The organism is Flavobacterium sp. UM26 (assembly GCF_057922445.1).
This window is the reverse complement of the sequence record NZ_JBVHCY010000012.1, coordinates 1-20,662: the sequence shown is the minus strand read 5'-3', so window position 1 is coordinate 20,662 and position 20,662 is coordinate 1. Positions and strand designations below refer to the sequence as shown.

Here is a 20,662-nt window from a genome sequence, read left to right as displayed (position 1 = left end):
CTAACCCCTTAAAACCCCACACCCTATGCAAACGAAAATCAAAAAAGTAGAATTGCGCAATTTGGCGTTTGAGGATTATAAGCAACTCAAGAACTCTATGGTGGAATCCTATCCCGAAATGGCCGATTCCTATTGGCGTGCCGAGGACATCGAGCGCTTATTGACTATTTTTCCCGAGGGACAGTTGGTGATTTTGGCCGATGGCAAAGTGGTGGGTTCGGCCTTGTCGTTGATTGTAGACGAAAAATTGGTCGACAAACGCCATAATTATTTGGAGATCGTGGGCAATTATTCGTTTTCGACCCACAATCCGTTTGGGGAGATTTTGTATGGCATCGATGTGTTTATTCATCCCAATTATCGCGGCCTGCGCTTGGGACGCCGTTTGTATGACGCTCGTAAAGAATTGTGCGAACAACTCAATCTCAAATCAATTGTTTTTGCGGGACGAATTCCCAATTATGGACAGTATGCCGATAAAATGTCGCCCAAAAAATACATCGACAAAATCAAAAGCAAACAACTACACGACCCCGTATTGTCGTTTCAGTTGAGCAACGATTTTCACGTGTTGCGCGTCATCAAAAATTATTTAGTAGGCGACGAAGATTCGAAGGAATTCGCCGTTTTGCTCGAGTGGAATAACATTTATTATGACGAAAGTCCCAAGCTCATCAATACCGAAAAATCGGTGATTCGGTTAGGGCTTATTCAGTGGCAAATGCGCTCGCTGGCCAATCTCGACGCCTTGTTTGAACAATCCGAATTTTTTATCGATGTGGTCTCGGGTTATGGTTGCGATTTTGCGTTGTTTCCAGAACTGTTCACCGCGCCTTTGATGGCCGATTACAATCACCTCACCGAGGCCGAAGCCATTCGCGAATTGGCCAAATATTCAGACCCAATTCGCAAGCGGTTTCAGGAGTTTGCCATTTCGTACAACATCAACATCATCACCGGAAGTATGCCGTATTTAGAAGGCGGGAATTTGTATAATGTTGGTTTTTTGTGCAAGCGTGACGGGACTTCAGAAATGTATGCCAAAATTCACGTTACGCCCAACGAGGTGCAACATTGGGGAATGAAAGGCGGCTCCGAAATCAAAACCTTTGATACCGATTGCGGGAAAATAGGCGTGATGATTTGCTACGATGTCGAATTCCCAGAACTCTCCCGATTAATGGCCGATGAAGGAATGAATATCTTGTTTGTCCCCTTCCTGACCGATACGCAAAACGCCTACACCAGAGTCAAACATTGTTCCCAAGCTCGAGCCATCGAAAACGAGTGTTTTGTCGCCATCGCGGGATGTGTGGGCAATTTGCCCAAGGTCAACAATATGGATATTCAGTATGCGCAATCGGCGGTGTTTACGCCCTCGGATTTTGCGTTTCCGAGCAACGGCATCAAAGCCGAAGCCACGCCCAACACCGAGATGACACTAATTGTCGACGTCGATTTGGATTTGCTCAAAGAACTGCACGAACACGGAAGCGTGCGCATCCTCAAAGACCGAAGAACCGATTTGTACGAAATAAAAAAGATAAAAAACGGAGAGAAATAGTGAAGGGGACTATTTAGGAACAGGCACAAAAGGCTTATCAGGAAACATCGTCCCGCTATCCGCTATATCTTTTTTTCTAGACCTGACAGGTTTTTGAAACCTGTCAGGTCTAGAAAAAAAGGATGCCGCTCCTATCGGGGTTAGAGAGTAACAAGGGGGATTTTTTGGGATGAGGAGTTTGCTTGTATTCTAAGACCTACAAGGTTTTGAAAACCTCGCAGGTCGAGTAGTGCTGGAGCATGTTTTTGTCACTGGATTTCCTGCAAGGTTTTTTTCAAACCTTGTAGGTATAAATAGAGAAACCAAAACAAACACAAAACCCTGTTCCCTAACTAGCCCTGATGGGAGGGAATATCCTTTTTTGGCCCGATTTTTCTCGGGGCAAAAAAGATAGGGAGGACAGCAGGAACCAATGATAACCAATAATGCCTTTTGCTGGGCTTCGAATAAAAAAGTGTCAATTGATAAAATAAATAGCGTATGAAAACCTGCCTAGAATGTGGTGAAAAAATTGTAGGTCGCGAGGACAAGAAATTTTGTAGCGATAGCTGCCGAAATGCCTACAACAATAAAATAAATAAGGATAGTACGAATTATATGCGGAATATTAACAATAAGTTGCGCAAAAATTACCGAATTTTGTCAGAATTGAATGTAGAAGGTAAAACGAAAACGACTCGAGCCAAGTTGATGAGCAAGGGTTTTGACTTTGAATTTTTTACTTCGATTTTGAATACCAAAACAGGAAATACCTACTATTTTTTGTACGACCAAGGTTATATGATTTTAGAGAATGACTATTATATGCTAGTCAAAAAAGATATTTAAATACCACATCCCCAATATTATGAAAAAATACGCCTCTTTACTTTCGGTTTTTGTGCTGTTGCTCGTTTTGGCAGCAGGTTACTTTTTGCAAATGCCGCAAACCATTGAATATGAAGATCAAAATCTAGCCAGTTTTTCGACCAAACGAGCTTTCAAAATGGTGGAAAAGTTGACGAAGGAACCGCATTATGTAGGTTCTGCCAATCACGATGTGGTCGCACAAATGTTGGTGCAAGAATTGAAAACGATGGGTATTGCTACTCAAGTGCAAGAAGGCTACACGATGAGCGATTGGGGAAATCTGGTACAGTCTAAAAATATTATTGGACGCATTAAGGGAACGAATTCAAAAAAAGCGTTGTTGTTGCTTTCGCATTACGATAGTGCGCCGCATTCTTTTTCGCACGGAGCCAGTGATGATGCTTCTGGAGTAGCGACAATTATTGAAGGCGTTCGTGCTTTTTTGCAATCCAAAAAACAGCATAAAAACGACATCATTATTGTTTTTTCGGATGCCGAAGAATTGGGCTTAAACGGAGCTGCTTTGTTCGTGACGCAACATCCTTGGGCTAAAGAAGTAGGATTGGCACTCAATTTTGAAGCGCGTGGCTCTTCGGGACCGAGTTATATGTTGATGGAAACCAACAAGGGGAATGCAGGTTTGGTGAACGAATTTTCAAATGCAAGCGTGACCTATCCTGTTTCAAATTCGTTGATGTACAGTATTTACAAAATGTTACCTAACGATACGGACTTAACCGTTTTTAGAGAAAAAGGTAACATTCAGGGATTGAATTTTGCGTTTATCGACGACCATTATAATTACCACACCCAGCAGGATGATGCTCAGCATTTGTCCAAAAATACTTTGGCACACCAAGGTCGTTACTTAATGCCTTTGTTGACGTATTTTTCGAATGCCAATTTGGATGCCGTGCAAGCTACCGAAGATGAGGTGTATTTTACGATTCCGTTTGCGTTTATCAGTTATCCGTTTTCTTGGGTATTGCCGATGACGATTATTGCGGGGGTATTTTTTGTGTTTTTCTTGTTCATTGGCAAAGCCAAACGCATTTTTACTTTCAGAGAACTGTTCAAAGGACTGATTCCGCTTTTGGGTGCCTTGGGTATCGCGGGCGGATTGACGTATTTTGGATGGAAAGGATTGCTTTGGGCGTATCCGCAGTACAACGATTTACTCAACGGATTTACCTATAATGGCCACGATTATATAGCGGCTTTTGTACTGTTGAGTTTGTCGATTTGTTTCTTGATGTACCATTGGTTCTCCGCCAAAAAAGTGACGATGAACCATTATGTAATGGTATTGCTAGTTTGGATGGTCATTAATGGATTTATTGCTAATTCACTCGCGGGTGCTGGATTTTTGATCATCCCAGTCTATTTTGGTTTGATTGCTTTTGGGGCTTTTGTTTTGACACAAAAATCAAATTGGGTAATTAATTTAATCTGTGGGATTCCTGCAGTTTTGCTTTTGGCGCCATTCATACAAATGTTCCCAGTTGGTTTAGGATTAAAAATCTTATTTGGTAGTGCTATCCTAACCGTACTCACTTTTGGATTGTTGTTGCCTGTTTTTGGTGCTTTTTTACATAAGGGGAAATGGGCTTTGGGATTGTTTGTGTTGTCCTTGTTGTTTTTTGCCAAAGGTCATTTTAATTCTGATTACGAAATTGGAAAAGCAAAATCCAATAGTTTGTTGTACTTGTACAATGCAGATACGAACCAAGCGTTTTGGGTGACGTATGATGTAAATCTAGACGATTGGACCCAAACCTATTTGGGTGCTAATCCTAAAAGTGCGAAATCGCTTAACGATATGCCGTTGTTTAGCAAATACAATTCTGGTTTTACTAATGCCGCAACTACAGCTGTTGTAGGTATAAAGAAACCTTTGATTGTATTCACAAAAGACAGTCTAGCTGGCAATTTGCGACACATTCAAATCAAAATTATCCCGAATCGAAAAGTCAATCGCTATGATATTTTTGCCGATGAGGCGATGACTTTTTATAATTTTAGAGCCAATGGTGCTAGAAATTTAGGGGATACCAGTTCGACCTTAGAACGAAAAGGGAAGAAACTATTGAGCTATTACGTGGTTAACAATGCACCATTGGTACTCGATTTTAGTATCAATGCTTCAGCAGTAATCGATATGGAATTACTGGAATCTTCTTTTGATTTATTGCAAAATCCATTGTTCAACATTAAGCCGAGAGACAATTGGATGATGCCTACGCCTTTTGTACTCAACGATGCTGTGGTCATTCGCAAAAAAATTAGAAAAGGACAACAGATTATTCCAAAAGAGTTAGTCGTTCCTGTAACGGATTCATTGGTTGTGGCAAAAGATAGTTTGGTACTGCCAAAAAAATAAATCATTTTATAAATTTTTCAAAAACACCCTATTCCAACTTATTTGGAGTAGGGTGTTTTTTTTGAAATTATTTTACATAAAGTATTATAAGTTTAAAAAAAATGTTAATTTTATTGTATTGCATTTGTTTTCAATGTTTTATACTGGTTTTCAAGTAAGATTTTGCTAAAATAACAGCATTTTTTATTCTCATACTTTTTGTTCGCGATACAATTAATACTACTCTAAACATAGAGTTGTAGAAAGGAAAGATATCACATTTATTAATTTAATTTAAAAGCATCATGACTAAAAAAATCATCCTATTCGCTATGGGTTTGTTTTGTTCTATTGTAACATCCCAGACCTTACAAGACATGAGTGGAACAATGACAACTGATACTCCCATTGTCATTTACACTGCCAAAGAAATCCTTACAATGGATAAAAGCAAGCCCAAGGCTGAGGCAGTAGCTGTTCAAAACGGAAAGATTATAGCAGTAGGTACTAAGGATGAAGTAAGTAAAATTCTGGGGGATAGAAAAGCGCGTTTGGATAAAACGTTTAACGATAAGGTCATTGTACCTGGTTTTATTGCACAACACGATCATCCTGTTTTAGCAGCTTTGACTATGGCTTCTGAAGTGCTTTCAATTGAAGATTGGGAATTGCCAGAAGGTACAGCCAAGGCGGTTAAAGACAAAAATGATTTTATGACGCGACTAGCGGCAGCTGAGAAAAAAATGTCGGATCCAGAGGAACCTTTGGTTACTTGGGGATATCATCCTAATTTTTATGGTAAATTGGTTAAAACGGACTTGGATAAAATCAGTACCACCCGCCCAATTATAGCTTGGCTACGTTCTTGCCATGAAATTGTCCTCAATTCCGTTGCCCTTCAAAAATATAATGTTACGGCTGATTTTATTAAGACTTGGGGTGAAACCCCACAAAAGCAATCCGTCTTAGCCGAAGGGCGTTTTTGGGAACAAGGTATGTTTGCCGTAGCCCCCAAAATAGCTACCGTATTAGCAACTCCTGAAAAGCTGGAAAAAGGGTTGTATATCACTAGAGATTATATGCATTCCAAAGGGATTACGTTTGGTAATGAACCAGGCGGAATCTTAGTAAAGCCTTTGCAAGATGGTGTCAATAGTGTAATGTCGTCTAACGATATGCCTTTTAGATGGAGTTTTATGGCGGATGGAAAGACCTTGTGCGATAAATATAAAGATGATGCACAGGTTATTGAAGAAGCCAAAAAATTAGAAAGTTGGTATACTGGTAAAACTTCTTTGGCAAAAAATCAAGTGAAATTATTTTCGGATGGGGCAATTTATTCTCAATTGATGCAAGTTAGAGAACCTTATTTAGACAAACATCACGGGGAGTGGATGACCGATTTGCCTGTTTTTGAGCGAGCTTTTAAAATATTTTGGAATGCGGGTTATCAAATTCATATTCATGTGAATGGCGATGCCGGTTTGGATCGTGTATTGAATACTTTAGAGAAAAACCTAAAAGCCAATCCTAGAACAGATCACCGCACAGTAATTGTCCATTTTGCCGTTAGTGCAAAAGATCAAGTAGACCGTTTAGCAAAACTTGGTTGTGTAGTAAGTGGAAATCCATACTATCCAGTGGCTCTGGCAGATAATTACAGCAAAAATGGATTGGGTCCCCAAAGAGCTGAGAGTATGGTACGTATGGGAGATGTAGAGCGAGCAGGGGTCTCCTATTCTTTTCACAGTGATATGCCTATGGCGCCAGCTGATCCTTTGTATTTGATGTGGTGCGGTGTAAATAGGCTAACAACAGGAGGAAGAGTGGTTGCACCAGAACAAAAGGTTTCTAGAGAGGGTGCTCTAAAAGCAGTTACTATCGATGCGGCTTATTCTTTAAAAGTTGAAGATCAAATGGGGTCGATTAGCAGTGGAAAGTTGGCCAACTTTACTATTCTATATGATAATCCTATCAGTTGTGAGGCAATGAAAATTAGAGATATAAAAGTATGGGGAACAGTAGTAGAAGGCAAAAAACAACCTGTTAGCTTAAAAAACACTAAAGATATTCTGGGAATGAACTATTCTAAAGATGTCGACGGATTAGCACAAGCCGCATTAAATCACGTAGTAAAAATACTAGCTGCTCATGAAGATGCGGATCATTAAATTTTAGTACTTATGGTTTTATTTTTTCAAATTTTATGGGCCATCGGATGCATAGCCTGGAATTCTTACGGTTTGTATTTGATTTCAACTGGTCAACAACCTATAGGGCCTACAGCAAGTGCTTTAGGAGCAGGACTTTGTGCAGTCTTAGCCTTTCTATTTTGGTATTTTTTGAAAAACAACCTCAAATGGCCTTACGTTTTGCTTAGTGCAGTTGCTGTTGTTATGGCTGGAATTGCGGTATATGGAGCCTTTACGAAAGAGCTTAGCTTATGGCCATCGGAAGGGTGGCGTTGGGGAGGAATAGTTTTAAATGGAATAGGAATGATAGCTGGTATGACTGGTATAGTAATGAAAGTAACAAAAACGAATTGATATGAAAAAAATTATGACTCTTTGCCTTGTAGTTTTGATACTAACGGCATGCAAAAAAAAGGATAGTGTTCTGAATGGAAACGGTGGTAGATCTTCTTCCACAGCGACCGTATATTACAATGGAGACATTATCACCATGGAAGGTGACCAACCTCAGTATGTGGAAGCAATAGTAGTCAAAGACGGGAAAATTGCCTTTGTAGGCAATGAAGACGAAGCTATGAAAGTTGCTGGCGAAGGTCATACTATGATTGATTTACAAGGCAAAACGCTAATACCGGGTATGGTTGATGCACATGCGCATTTTGCGAGTTTTGGTTCTCAAGCTGTAACGGCCAATTTATTGGCCAATCCAGATGGGAAGTGTGATGACATCCCTACATTAATAGCAACGCTAAAGGAATGGTATGCTGCCAATGGTGTCGACAAAACCAATGGTTGGATTGTAGGAATGGGTTTTGATGACGCAGCGCTAAAAGAAAATCGTTTTCCTACTAAAGAAGATTTAGATAAGGTTTCTAAGGACATTCCTGTCATTGCAGTGCATATTTCTGGACATTTTTCTGTGATGAATTCTAAAGGTTTAGAAAAAGTAGGCATTACCAAGGATACAAAAGATCCTAGTGGAGGTTTAATTCGCAGAGTTGCAGGTACTAAAGAACCCAATGGCGTTTTAGAAGAATTGGCATCCATACCCAATATGCTTAAAATATTAACACCCGCAACCCCAGAGTTAGGTGATTTCTATATGGATAAAGGGCAAGAATTGGCGCTTAGCTATGGCTATACTACTGCCAATGAAGGGAGGGCTATGGTCGGTAATCACAAAACGTTTGTAGATTATGCTAACAAAGGCAAGCTCAAACTTGATGTTAATTCTGATGTAGATTATACCGTAGCAAAAGAACTTATGGCTACCGAATGGAATTCTAAAGACTATAAAAATCATTACAGAATTAAAGGAGTTAAACTAACATTGGATGGCTCGCCACAAGGAAGAACCGCTTGGAGAACGATTCCTTACATTTTACCACCAGATGGACAGCCTAAAACCTACAAAGGATATCCTGCACTTCCTGACGACAAAGAAGTAGAGCGAGTGGTGAACGAGGCTTACTCCAATAATTGGCAATTATCTATTCACTGTAATGCCGATGCTTCGTTGGACCAACTGTGCAGAGCGCTTGATAAAGTAGAAAGAAAGTTAGGCTCAAAAGAGCGAAGAACAGCGTTGATTCATGGCCAATTAATTCGAATGAATCAAATAGATAGTCTCAAGAAATATAAAATTATTGGATCCTTTTTCCCGATGCATACTTTTTATTGGGGAGACTGGTATAAAAAGATTATTGGACCTGAGAAGGCCAATCAAATTAGTCCAATTAAATCAGCTCTTAATAAAGGTGTTAGGGTGACAAGTCACACCGACGCTCCAGTTGCCTTACCGAATCTGATGATGATTATGTATACTACCGTAAATCGTTTAAGCCGAAGCGGCTCTGTAATGGGTCAGGCAGAACGACTTACACCTTACGAAGCACTAAAATCTTTAACGATTTGGGGAGCCTATCAATTCTTTGAAGAAGATCGTAAGGGTTCGCTTAAAGAAGGTAAATTAGCGGATTTGGTAATTCTAGACCAAAATCCATTGAAGATTGATCCACTGAAGTTGAAGGATATCAAAGTGTTAGAAACCATCAAAGAGGGAAATTCAGTTTATAAAAGAAAATAAAACTCACACAAAACTTAAAATATGAGAGTAAAATATTTAATAGTCCTACTAGCAATTATTATATCCTCGTGCAATTCAACTAAAAAAAGTGCATCTATAAAAGAAAATAGCAGCATGAAAGCCAATTTAATTGATGGTCTTTGGGAAGTAAATTACATCATGAACACACCCAAACAACTAAATGAACTTTTTCCAAAGGGAAAACCAACCATAACTTTCGATTCCGCTAAAAAATCAGTAGCGGGCAACTCGGGATGTAATAATTTCAATGGTAAATGCAGTATGGAAGGAAATTCGATCAAAATTGACGAAGCTATGGCGCTAACCAGAAAAATGTGTTTGGATATGACGGGGGAAACTTTGTTTTTAGAGACCTTAAAAAAAGTGAATTCCTATTCAGTTACCAATCAAGGTAAAACCTTGAATCTTATTGTGGGAGATATCGCAGTTATGCGATTAGAAAGAATTTAATAATCTTCATTTCAATCTTATGAAAAAACTACCCCTTTGTTTAGTACTATTATTAAGCGCTCTCATATCCCACAGTCAAGAGGAGGGACATCATGGGGCACATAGTAGCCAAGGCAGTCATCGTCTAACCTTTGGTATTGGTCACACGCATCTGTCTGAAGGCAAAATTGATGGTAAAACCGAATGGTTGGCTGTACCTTCCTTTACGTTGAACTATGATTATTGGTTGTCCAATACTTGGGCAGTCGGAATACAAAACGATATCATTTTGGAGTCGTTTAAAATTGAACACGGAGGGAGTGAGTTGCTCGAGCGTAGTTATCCTTGGGCAGTAGTACCTGTTGGTATTTACAAACCTGGCAAACATTGGTCTTTTATTGGAGGTGTAGGAGCAGAGATTGCCCATCAAAAAACCTTAACATTGACCCGTTTAGGAGTGGAATATGGTTGGCATATTCCAGGAAATTGGGAAGTAGGAGGCGCATTTGTTTGGGATAACAAATGGAATTATTATAATTCTTGGGGTTTGAGTTTGACGATCAGTAAAATTTGGAATACGAAACATTGATTTTTAATGATTAAATCAGTTGATATGAATAGTAAAGTTATAAATGTAGTTGTCTTTTTTTTATTTTTTGGAACTATCCAAGCTCAAGTGGGTATAGGCACTACTGCTCCTAATTCTTCTAGTATACTTGATGTTACATCATCAAAGGCAGGTGTATTAATACCTAGAATAGGGCTTAAAAATGCGACTGATCAAACCACTATAGAAAAGGGAAATGTGAATGGGTTGTTGATTTTTAATACTACTTCTAGTGTGGAGTTGCAACCCGGATTTTATTATTGGTTTTTAAATCGATGGATTAATTTAGGAGAACAAAAAGCAGAAACCATTACTACTATGGTAGACAATGGGAATGGGACTTTTACCTATATTAATGAATTGAATAATCCAGTTACTATAAATTTAGCCGCTGGTCCCCAAGGTCCGAAAGGCGATACTGGAGCCACCGGTCCTCAAGGTCCCGCTGGAGCAAATGGTATTGACGGCGCAGTTGGTCCCCAAGGTCCAAAAGGCGATACTGGTGCCACAGGCCCTCAAGGACCTGCTGGAGCAAATGGAATAGATGGCGCAGTTGGTTCCCAAGGTCCAAAAGGCGATACTGGAGCCACAGGCCCTCAAGGTCCCGCTGGAACAAATGGCATTGATGGTGCTGTTGGTCCCCAAGGCCCCCAAGGTATACCAGGAATTGCTGGAGCAGACGGTGCTATTGGTCCGCAAGGTCCTCAAGGAATCCAAGGTCCTGCTGGTCAGGGAGGGGTAACCACTGCAGGTACCAATGTTACGATTACTGGAACTGGTATAGTCTCAGATCCCTATGTAATTAATGCCACTGGGGCTACAGAAACCAACACCACTTTAGCATTTGACAGTAGCACCAAGATTCTGACCTATACGAATGAGAACAATAATAATCCTACGCTTGATTTGTCGGTTTTGCAACAAGAACCTTGGCGAGTAAATACTAGCAATGCAGTAGCTTCTACTAATACTGAAAATATTTATCAAGCTGGAAGAGTTGGGATTAATAAAACTTCGATAACTGACAATGTCGCTCTCGATATTGAGGGAGCTGTTAGAGGAGGAAATATTAATTCTGGTACAATTGGTACAAATTCTGTTGGCTTTGGACAAGGTGTCACTGCTAGTGGATCTCGAAGCGCTGCTTTTGGTTTTGGAACATCAGCTACAGGGATTAATGCTTTCACAGCAGGAGAAGGCAATGAAGCACAAGCGCAATCCAGTGTAGCTTTTGGAAAAAGCAATATTGCATATGATTTAAATGCCTTTGTACTAGGAGAATCCAATAAAGCCAATGGAAACAATGCCTTTGTACAAGGAAACAACAATCTTTCTACTTCCTATTCAGAAACGGTATTGGGGTACTATAATGCAATTACTCAGGGAGCAGGAGATCTTGGGATTAATGGTACTACGGGTAATGTAGCTGCTGTTGATGATAACGATCCGTTATTGCAAGTGGGAAATGGTACTGGTGCAGGATCTTTGCAAAGAAGAAACGCCTTAACCATTTTAAAGAACGGTAAAGTGGGCATTGGTTTGGATCCCAACACCCTACACAAACCCAGTGAGAGATTGGATATTGGTGTGGGTAAAGTTAGAATTCGGGAACTTGCAGATGCTACAAAGAGCGAAGGAGATCCTTCCAATAAATTGGTTACCCTTAGCAGTACAGGAATTTTGAAAATTATGCCAGCAACGGGAGCGATTCAACTGCCATCAGGTACTACGGGAGAAAGACCTGCAACACCAGCTTTTGGACAAATGCGCTACAATACTGATTTAGGAAGAGTAGAAGTATATGTAAATGATCTTAATGGCGATGGCACTTTGGGTGATGCGGGTTGGATTAAATTATAATGGAATCCAAATGAAAAAAAATCTATTTACTTTAGAGCTGCTTATTTTATGGCAATTACCACTATTTGCTCAATTGATCAATAATGATCAGCTGACTATTTTACCCAATACTATTGTTTTTAGTAATGAATCTTTTACTAATGCTGCCACTGGAAAATTCTTGAATGATGGTAGTTTATATTTGTCTAGCGATTTACGTAATGAAGGGGATTTTTCTTTCTCCTCCAACTCACAAGGAACAACCTATTTCAATGGAAAAAATGTACAACAAATTTCGGGTCAAAGTGCGATACGATTGTTTCATACCGTTTTCGATAATCCCCAAGGTTTTGAGTTGAGTACTATAGTTAATTTTTTTAAAAAAGTAGATTTTATTGACGGAATTATTACGGCGCAGCCCACTATAGGCATTCCCGTTTTTGAGGAAAATGCCTTAGCCAATAATGCCAGTAATACCAGTTTTATTGAAGGCAAGACTTTTAAAAACGGCACCACTGATTTTGAGTATCCGATAGGAAGAAATTCACAGTATCGTTCGGCGAAAATAAGTAGCTTAAAAGCAACGAATCAAATGTATAGTGGTGAGTTTTTTGAGGCTAACTCCAATAATCTTTATCCACACAGCAATCGTGCAGGGATTATCAAAGAAATTAGTACTACAGAATATTGGGAAGTTTCAAATGTTGGTGGGGCGGTGCCTATGGTACTAACCTTAAGTTTTGAAAATGCTACCTCTACAGATGCCATTGTTAGAGCACCACTCGAAGCCTTACGAATTGTTCGTTGGGATGTTCCTTCACAAAAATGGGTGGATGAAGGAGGTATAGTCGATAAGGATAAATTAACCATAACTACGCCTTATGAGGTGTCTGGTTTTAGCATTTTTACCATCGGTCGAACCGATGATACTGGCATAATTTCTCCTTGCAATAAATTGGCCATCTATAATTATGTTTCGCCAAATGAAGATGGTTTTAATGATTTTTTTAGAATTGATGGTTTGATAGAATGTGGACTTTCTAATTCGGTTGAGATATACAACCGTTGGGGTAGAAAAGTCTATGCTACACAAAATTATGGCAGCACATCAAATGTTTTTTCTGGAATTTCAAATTGTAATTTAGAAGATTCCAAAATCACCAAGTTGCCTAATGGGACTTACTTTTATATTTTAAAAATTGGGGAAGGCTTTTCAAAGTCAGGTTATTTGTTTATCAATTAAGCTATTGATTGCTATGCCCAATAGAAAAAAGCTTCACCATACGATACAACCAATTTGAATTTAAAAAGCCCTCTTTTATAGATCAAAATCAGATTCAAACAAAGTAATTTTCTTATGTTTTATTCTCATTTCAGTCTACCTTCAACTACAATTTTACCTCGTTTTGTCATCAAGATATTTCCTACGGCATCATATTCAAGTATGACTTTACGGATGTTTACATCACTATTAGGGACTTTCCAATCAAATGAGACACTGCCTTTGGTAAGTACTCCAGTACCATGTGCTTTATAATCTTTTTGTGAACCATCTACCATAATGATGGTAATCTTTTTTATCTTGACAGTTCCTTGGGTACAACGGAGTCTAATTTTATCTACCTTTTTTTCTTGACCGGTTGGGGTCACTTCATCTTTGTCTGCTTTGTAGTTTACTGTTTTTTCAGCAATTTTTATCCATTGGCTAGATTGGGCAAATAACACATTGTTGGATAAAACTAAATAAAACAGCACGATTGCGAAGGAAAAATGTTTGATGTTCATAAGATTTTATTTTTAAATGTATTGTAAGAATGCTTTATGTTCTTGATTATAAAACCAACGGCTAATCATTTGTAATGAATTGTCAATGATAAACTTGTTATCAAGAACATAAAGGATTTATTTTTTATGAATTATAGTGTTGTTAATGATGGTTTGAAAGTTGTGTTTTACTACTTTCTATTGCTGAGTAGCCTTTTTTAGTATTGAAAAATTACCTTTTAAATCACGATAAATTGTTCCTCTCCAAACACTATTGTTTTTTAATCTGAAGGTGAGGTCATAGTTTATACCATTGACTACTTGTTTTTTGACACTCAAAATTTTATCTAGTTTAGCATTCGTATTCATTCGGCTCAGCATAAAATTTACCGCATCGAATGAGGTTTGATCTATTTCAGTTTCATTCCATCCTCCCGCTAATGATTTTTGTTTTTTTTCAGGAGGTTGTTTAAGACTATAATTTCCTTGTAAGTCACGATAAACAATGGCTTGCCAAATTGAACCATTTTCCAATGCAAAGGTTAGGTCCATATTTAAACCTTTTACAATTTGTCTTTTTGCAAGAATCACTCGTTGGAGTTTGGCAGTGGCATTAATTTTTCCAACCGCAAAAACGGCTGCTTCAGTTACCATTTTATCAACAGGAATTTCTTCCCAACCTCCAGTAATTTGTTGAGGTGGAGTTGCAGTGTTTTTGTAAACACTTTTACCTTCCTTAATCGTTTCAATTACTTGTATGGTGTTAATTTGAAGCGGCTCTATTTTGAGAGGATTTTGATCGAGGATTACAAAATCAGCTAGTTTTCCAACTCCTAAAGTGCCTTTGTTTTTTTCTTCAAAATGCTGGATTGCAGCCCATTCAGTTAATGTTTTTAACCCTTCGTAAGGCGTTAAGCGTTGATTAGGACCAAGAATAAATCCACTGCGAGTCACTCGATTAACAGTGGCGTCTAATACTCGAAGCGAATTGGGAAAAGTAACGGGTGCATCATGATGTGAGGTAATGGTTAATCCTGCATCTACAACATCACGAGTAGGAGAAATGTAAGCGGCACGTTCTGGACCCAAAACCGACTCTCTGTGCCAATCTCCCCAATAAAAAGTATGCATAGGAAACAATGAAGGTAGTATTTTCAGGCGAACTAAATCAGGTATTTGATCTTTTCGGAGGGTCTGACCATGTATCATTACGCTTCGGTGATCATCATAACCGTTGGTTTTTATGGCAGCATCAATTGCTTTGATGAATTGATCTATGGCGGCATCTCCGTTGGTATGAGCCATAATTTGCCATTTGTTTTTAAAAGCGGTGGTTACATATTCTATAACTTTTTCATCGGGCATAATCGGGTAGCCTTTGTAACATCCTTTCTGGCCATCAGGATTAACGTGGTAACACTTAGTCAACCAAGCCGTTTTTCCTTGTGGGGAACCATCTAGGGTGAGTTTTACTCCGCCGATTCGATAATGATTCGTATAGCTTCTCTCTGGTTTATAAAATTCGGGGGTTACAGCAGCTTTGTTCCAAATGATGTCAGGATAGGACACTACATCAATAAAAAGTTTATTTTTTTTAGACGCTGTTGCAAGGGCTCCTGTTGCGTCTACTGTACTTCTGCCTTCTTGAGCGGTGGTGTAACCATATTTGGCATAAGATTCTTGCCCTTTTTGTACACACATTAATTGCAATTCTTCGTCTGTCTTTTTTGCAACTACAGGAAGCAAGCCATTAAAAAATGCTGCTTCTTCCAGCACTCCATTTGGGTTGCCATTTTGATCACGACGAATTAGACCACCCTCTATAGCTTTTGTGTCCTTATTGTAGCCCATTATTTCCAAAGCTTTGGAGTTGACGCAGGCTAAGTGACCAGATTGATGAATTACTACCACCGGCATAGTCGTTGAAATTCGATCAAGAACTTCTCTAGTAGGGTGAGTTTTTTCTTTGAGCTGGGAGTCATCATAGCCATTGGCCATAATCCAACCCATTTTGTTGCTCAAAAATTTTCCATCTTCTGTTGTTGTCCACTCTTTTATAGCTTTTACTAAGTTATCGAAATCAGTACCCGGTCCATCCGGAGCAGGCAATACATTGGCTGCCATTCCTAATAATCCAGTATTGTACATATGGCCGTGTCCATCAATGAAGCCAGGAAGTAACGTTTTTCCTTTTAAATCAACAAGGGTGGTTTCTTTACCAAATCGATTTTGAGCCTCTTTAAAATTTCCAACAAATACAATTTTGCCTTCACTTTCTACAACGGCTTCAGCATATTCTGGTTGTTTTCCAGCCATAGTAATAATGTCTCCGTTGTAAAAGATACTATACCTTTTATTTTCACTGTCACTGTTTGTGTTTTCTTGCTTACAAGCAAAGAATGATAAGGCAAGAATCGTTAAAAAGTACTTAAGATTGTTTTTCATAATTGATCGGATTTATGGTACTACAAATAGCTAATAAGGGTATTTCATTAAATTATTTATATGGATTGTAATAGTAATTATAAAATCATTCTAATTGTTTTATAAGTGTATACTGCTTCTTATTCCTAAAAACAAAGCATTTTGATTATCCTTTACCATAGGTATAATGTATTGGGCATTTGCTCCAAAGGAAAACCACTGGATTATCTAAACCTGTAAAAATTAAGTGTCATTTATGGTACCTTCTACATAATTCTGTTGAAAGAAAAATAGCAAAATGGGGTTTATATTTTTAAAAGACCTACTATCAAATATAATTATTTTTTGTGCAAATAGCTAAAAATAAATTGGTTATAATAATAATTGCAGGTCGTTTTGAAAAAATGCTTGGTTTATATTGTAAGTTTAATTTTATATTTTATTTAAAGCAGTTATTTCTATGTTTTAAAAATTGGGGGAGATTTTTCAAGAGCAGGTTATTTGTTTATGAATTAAATTTCGCTCAACTTTGTTATCCTAAAAAGAGGGGTAACAATGACACAAATTAGTATTCTTGGTTGCGGTTGGCTAGGTTTGCCTTTGGCGGAAGCCTTGATAAAAAACGGTTTTTCGGTGAAAGGTTCGACGACATCTTCTTCAAAACTAACTCAATTAGAAAAGCTAGGGATTCTTCCGTATTTGATGGAATTGCAACCCAATGCAATTGATGGCGATATCACTACATTTCTAAAAGGAAGCGAAATTTTGATTATTGATATTCCGCCCAAATTAAGAAGCAACAACAGCGAGGATTTTGTGGGTAAAATGCAAACCTTGATTCCGTTTATCGAACAATCAGATGTTCAAAAAGTATTATTTGTAAGTTCTACCTCAGTCTACGGAGAAGATAATGATGTGGTCACCGAAACTACGCCTTTGAATCCCGATAGCGAAGGCGGTCGCCAATTGGTAATCGCAGAGCAACTTTTGCAAAGCAATCCTCATTTTAAAACCACTATCCTTCGTTTTGGCGGACTCGTAGGAACTGACCGTAATCCTGTTCGATTTTTGGCAGGCAAAGAAAATCTACCCAATGCCAAGGCGCCTATTAATTTCATTCACCAAACGGATTGCATCGGCATCATTCAAAAAATTTTAGAGTTGAAGTGTTGGAACGAAACCTTCAACGCTGTCTCGCCTTATCATCCTACCAGAGAAGAGTATTATACTAAGAAAGCGCTTGAATGGCAATTGATAGCGCCCACTTTTGACCCAACTTCTTCGGGAACCGGAAAAAGGATTAGTAGTGATAAACTACAAACGATTTTAAAGTATACTTTTGTAGAAACTCCTTAGTTATCTTGAGAACAAAAATTAAAAATACCGTTACGGCTCCCTTTACTACGTTGGGGCTACCTATGTTGGCCTTGGCTTGGGTAAGTATTGCTTGGGGCACGACTTGGTTGGCGTCTAAAGAAGGCGTAAAACATATGCCTGCACTTCAGTTGGCTGCCATCCGTCAGTTTTTGGGCGGTGCTTTGTATGTGGGTTTCTTTTTAGTTAAGAAAACAACTTGGCCCAAAGGCAAACAATGGAAATCCATCTTGATTTTGAGTATGCTTAATTTTGCGCTGAGCAATGGGCTAAGTACGTGGGGCGTGAAATTCATTCCGAGTGGGCTAGGGGCCATTATCGGTGCTATGGTGCCTATTTGGATTGCAATAATCAGTTTTTTCAAAGGGGAGCGTATCACTCGCTTGGCGGTTTTTGGAATTCTGATTGCTTTTGCTGGGGTATGCGTTATTTTCTATGAACATTTGGCCGATTTTATCCGACCCGATTTTCAGTTTGGGATTGTCCTTTCCATAGCAGCTACAATAACTTGGGCTTTTGGTACCTTGTACACCAAGAAAAAAGCCGCGAGTTTTAATCCTTATTTTAGTTTAGGATTACAAATGTTGATTTCAAGTATATGCCTTTTTGCTTTCACTGGAGCTACAGGCACAAATATTCCGCTGACACAAATTCCTGCCGCTTCTTGGTGGGCGATTGCCTATTTGGTAGGCGTTGGTTCGGTGTTGACATTTATTGCTTTCATTTATGCCTTGCAACATTTACCTACCGAATTGAGTAGCGTTTATGCCTATATCAATCCGATTGTGGCGGTGCTTTTGGGCGCTTTTTTGTTTGACGAAATCCTCACCGCTGCCATCATTATTGGCGGAACGGTCACATTAACGGGCTTGTACATCATTAATTTTGCGATGCAACGCCAACGAAAGCGAATACTAATCAAAAACTAAAATAATATGAAGTTCAATGCATTTATTTTAATCCCGACGTTGCTCGGCTTGACTTTAGTGCAAGCGCAGCAAAAAAACACGGGTATTTTACCAAACGAAAATTTGATTACCGAGAACATTGCTGCCATTCCCAAAGACTTAGCCGTTCAGGTAAAAAAATACTCTGAGGCTCGTGGTGCTTCTTTGGCAGAAATTCATCCCGTAAAAAACGATATTATCATTACGACGCGTTTTGGTTCTACAGCACAATTGCATCGTGTGGTGCAACCTTTGGGCGCGAGAACGCAAATCACTTTTTTCGACGAACCTGTTAGTGGCGTGAGCTACGAGCCTACCAAAGGCGAATATCTGATTTATTCCAAAGACGTGGGCGGTAATGAGTTTGGGCAATTGTACCAATTAGACCTTAAAACGCTGCAATCGACTTTACTGACTGATGGCGGCCGTTCACAAAACGGAGGAATTACTTGGAGAGCCGATGGGAAAGGGTTTTATTTCTCCTCGACCAAACGCAACGGCGGAGACCGCGATATTTATTATATGGACCCCAAAAATCCTTCGGCAGTCAAAATGGTGCTGCAAGTAAAAGGCGGCGGATGGGGTATTTTGGACCTTTCAAAAGACAATTCACAACTGTTGATTGGCGAATACATTTCGGCTAACGAATCTCATATTTGGTCTTTGGATATCGCTTCTGGCAAATTATCCGAAGTAACCGATAGAGCAACCAAAGGCGTGATTCAAACCAGTGCCAAATTTGGAAATTCGACCAACGAAATTTGGTTTTTGACTGATAAAGACAATGAGTTTGAGCGTTTGGCTATTTTGGATGTGAAGACCAAAAAAGTGAACTATCTAACCTCTAAAATCAATTGGAATGTAGAAAGTTTTTCTTTTTCGGAAGACAAAAAACAACTGGTGTTCATCACCAACGAAGCGGGTCGCAACAAAATGTATTTGATGAATACCAAAGACCAATCCTATAGCGAAGTCAAAAATATTCCAACGGGATTGATTGGCGGAGCAGAATTTACCAAGGACAACCAAAGTTTGTTTTTTACGCAATCGACAGCACAAACCGCTTCGGATGTGTACCGCCTTTCGCTAAAAAATGGCAAAATCGAACAATGGACGGCAAGCGAATTGGGCGAAATGCAAGCATCTGATATGGCATTGCCAAAATTTATCGAATGGAAAAGTTTTGATGGCTTGGGTATTTCAGGATTTTATTATCCTGCCGCTTCAAAATTCACAGGAAAAAGACCCGTTCTGATTCAGATTCACGGTGGACCAGAGGCACAATCGCAAGCGTCTTTCCTGGGTGCAAGCAATTTTTACACCAACGAAATGGGCGTAGCGATGATTTTCCCGAACGTGCGAGGCTCTGCGGGTTTTGGTAAAACCTATTTGGCCAAAGACAACGGGATGTTACGTGAAGATTCTGTAAAAGACATCGGCGCGCTATTGGATTGGATTGCCCAACAACCCGAACTCGACAAAGACCGCATTATGATTATGGGCGGAAGTTATGGCGGTTATATGACCTTGGCTACGGCCTTTCACTATGCCGACAAAATCCGATGCTCGGTAGATATTGTAGGGATTTCCAACTTTAATACCTTCCTAAAAAACACCGAGGAATACCGTCGCGACTTGCGAAGAGTAGAATATGGCGATGAACGCATCCCAGAAATGGCCGCTTTTTTTGATAAAATGGCGCCTTTAAACAATACAGATAAAATCAAAAAACCGTTATTCATCATTCAAGGCACCAACGACCCTCGCGTTCCCGTGACCGAAGCCCTTCAAATGCGCGACAAACTCAAAGCACAAGGCAATACGGTTTGGTACCTCGAGGCCAAAGACGAAGGTCACGGCTTCAAGAAAAAAGCCAATGTCGATTATCAACGACTGGCCGTTATCCGATTTATGCAAGAGTATCTTTTAAAATAATCCCACAAAACCCATTCCTAGCGAGTGGGTTTTTTGTTTGAAGAGGGTAATTCTAACAAGCAGTTTCGTGATAAGGAGCACCCGTGACCTGCCCACCACACGAGTCGTCCCGCTGTCCGCTATATCTTGCTTGCCGAACCCTGGCAAGCAAGGATGCCACTGCCATCCTTTAGATTTGCTAAATAAATTTAGAGTACTTTTAATCAACAACCAAACTGACAAAGTGAACCTTATCTTCCATCAAAGTTAGCTACTTATGCCCCGATTAGGAC

The 20,662-nt window shown here is 39.3% G+C and carries 15 protein-coding genes; 13 read left to right on the top strand and 2 right to left on the bottom strand.

Annotated features, from left to right (window positions below; translation table 11 throughout):
* The first annotated feature begins 25 nt into the window (after nt 1-25).
* The 10 genes from ACZ1AQ_RS13480 to ACZ1AQ_RS13435 all read left to right on the top strand — a co-directional run bounded on the left by ACZ1AQ_RS13480 (nt 26) and on the right by ACZ1AQ_RS13435 (nt 13,189).
* Nucleotides 26-1,564, top strand: a complete 1,539-nt coding sequence (locus ACZ1AQ_RS13480; RefSeq protein ID WP_489633394.1) for a GNAT family N-acetyltransferase — start codon at nt 26-28, stop codon at nt 1,562-1,564.
* A 480-nt stretch (nt 1,565-2,044) separates the two neighbouring features.
* Complete coding sequence (locus tag ACZ1AQ_RS13475; RefSeq protein ID WP_438061272.1) at nt 2,045-2,392, top strand: hypothetical protein; 348 nt, start codon at nt 2,045-2,047, stop codon at nt 2,390-2,392.
* Between the two features lie 19 nt (nt 2,393-2,411).
* Nucleotides 2,412-4,793 carry a M28 family peptidase gene (locus ACZ1AQ_RS13470; RefSeq protein ID WP_489633393.1) on the top strand — a complete coding sequence of 794 codons (2,382 nt, stop codon included), beginning with the start codon at nt 2,412-2,414 and terminating at the stop codon, nt 4,791-4,793.
* Between the two features lie 284 nt (nt 4,794-5,077).
* Nucleotides 5,078-6,943 carry an amidohydrolase gene (locus tag ACZ1AQ_RS13465; protein ID WP_489633392.1) on the top strand — a complete coding sequence of 622 codons (1,866 nt, stop codon included), beginning with the start codon at nt 5,078-5,080 and terminating at the stop codon, nt 6,941-6,943.
* A gap of 12 nt (nt 6,944-6,955) precedes the next feature.
* Complete coding sequence (locus ACZ1AQ_RS13460) at nt 6,956-7,318, top strand: hypothetical protein (protein WP_489633391.1); 363 nt, start codon at nt 6,956-6,958, stop codon at nt 7,316-7,318.
* Nucleotide 7,319: 1 nt separating this feature from the next.
* Entirely contained in the window at nt 7,320-9,050 is a 1,731-nt protein-coding gene (locus ACZ1AQ_RS13455) for an amidohydrolase (RefSeq protein WP_489633390.1), read from the top strand.
* Between the two features lie 114 nt (nt 9,051-9,164).
* The gene (locus ACZ1AQ_RS13450; RefSeq protein ID WP_489633389.1) at nt 9,165-9,521 is read left to right on the top strand and encodes an META domain-containing protein; all 357 of its coding nucleotides are present in this window, start codon (nt 9,165-9,167) and stop codon (nt 9,519-9,521) included.
* Nucleotides 9,522-9,540: 19 nt separating this feature from the next.
* The gene (locus ACZ1AQ_RS13445) at nt 9,541-10,089 is read left to right on the top strand and encodes a hypothetical protein (RefSeq protein ID WP_489633388.1); all 549 of its coding nucleotides are present in this window, start codon (nt 9,541-9,543) and stop codon (nt 10,087-10,089) included.
* Nucleotides 10,090-10,113: 24 nt separating this feature from the next.
* Nucleotides 10,114-11,967, top strand: a complete 1,854-nt coding sequence (locus tag ACZ1AQ_RS13440) for a hypothetical protein (RefSeq protein ID WP_489633387.1) — start codon at nt 10,114-10,116, stop codon at nt 11,965-11,967.
* A 10-nt stretch (nt 11,968-11,977) separates the two neighbouring features.
* Nucleotides 11,978-13,189, top strand: a complete 1,212-nt coding sequence (locus ACZ1AQ_RS13435) for a T9SS type B sorting domain-containing protein (protein ID WP_489633386.1) — start codon at nt 11,978-11,980, stop codon at nt 13,187-13,189.
* Between the two features lie 125 nt (nt 13,190-13,314).
* Here ACZ1AQ_RS13435 and ACZ1AQ_RS13430 read toward each other — a convergent pair whose 3' ends face one another.
* Complete coding sequence (locus ACZ1AQ_RS13430) at nt 13,315-13,731, bottom strand: DUF2541 family protein (protein WP_489633385.1); 417 nt, start codon at nt 13,729-13,731, stop codon at nt 13,315-13,317.
* 177 nt (nt 13,732-13,908) lie between these two features.
* Nucleotides 13,909-16,155 (bottom strand): amidohydrolase family protein, encoded by a 2,247-nt coding sequence (locus tag ACZ1AQ_RS13425; protein WP_489633384.1) that lies wholly within the window; start codon nt 16,153-16,155, stop codon nt 13,909-13,911.
* 534 nt (nt 16,156-16,689) lie between these two features.
* On the opposite strand from ACZ1AQ_RS13425, the gene ACZ1AQ_RS13420 reads away from it, so the two are divergent.
* Genes ACZ1AQ_RS13420 through ACZ1AQ_RS13410 form a run of 3 tightly spaced genes read left to right on the top strand, consistent with a single transcriptional unit; the run spans nt 16,690 to nt 20,390 of the window.
* Nucleotides 16,690-17,490 (top strand): SDR family oxidoreductase, encoded by an 801-nt coding sequence (locus ACZ1AQ_RS13420; RefSeq protein ID WP_489633383.1) that lies wholly within the window; start codon nt 16,690-16,692, stop codon nt 17,488-17,490.
* A 5-nt stretch (nt 17,491-17,495) separates the two neighbouring features.
* Entirely contained in the window at nt 17,496-18,437 is a 942-nt protein-coding gene (locus ACZ1AQ_RS13415; RefSeq protein ID WP_489633382.1) for a DMT family transporter, read from the top strand.
* 6 nt (nt 18,438-18,443) lie between these two features.
* Nucleotides 18,444-20,390 carry a S9 family peptidase gene (locus ACZ1AQ_RS13410; RefSeq protein ID WP_489633381.1) on the top strand — a complete coding sequence of 649 codons (1,947 nt, stop codon included), beginning with the start codon at nt 18,444-18,446 and terminating at the stop codon, nt 20,388-20,390.
* Nucleotides 20,391-20,662: the final 272 nt, after the last annotated feature.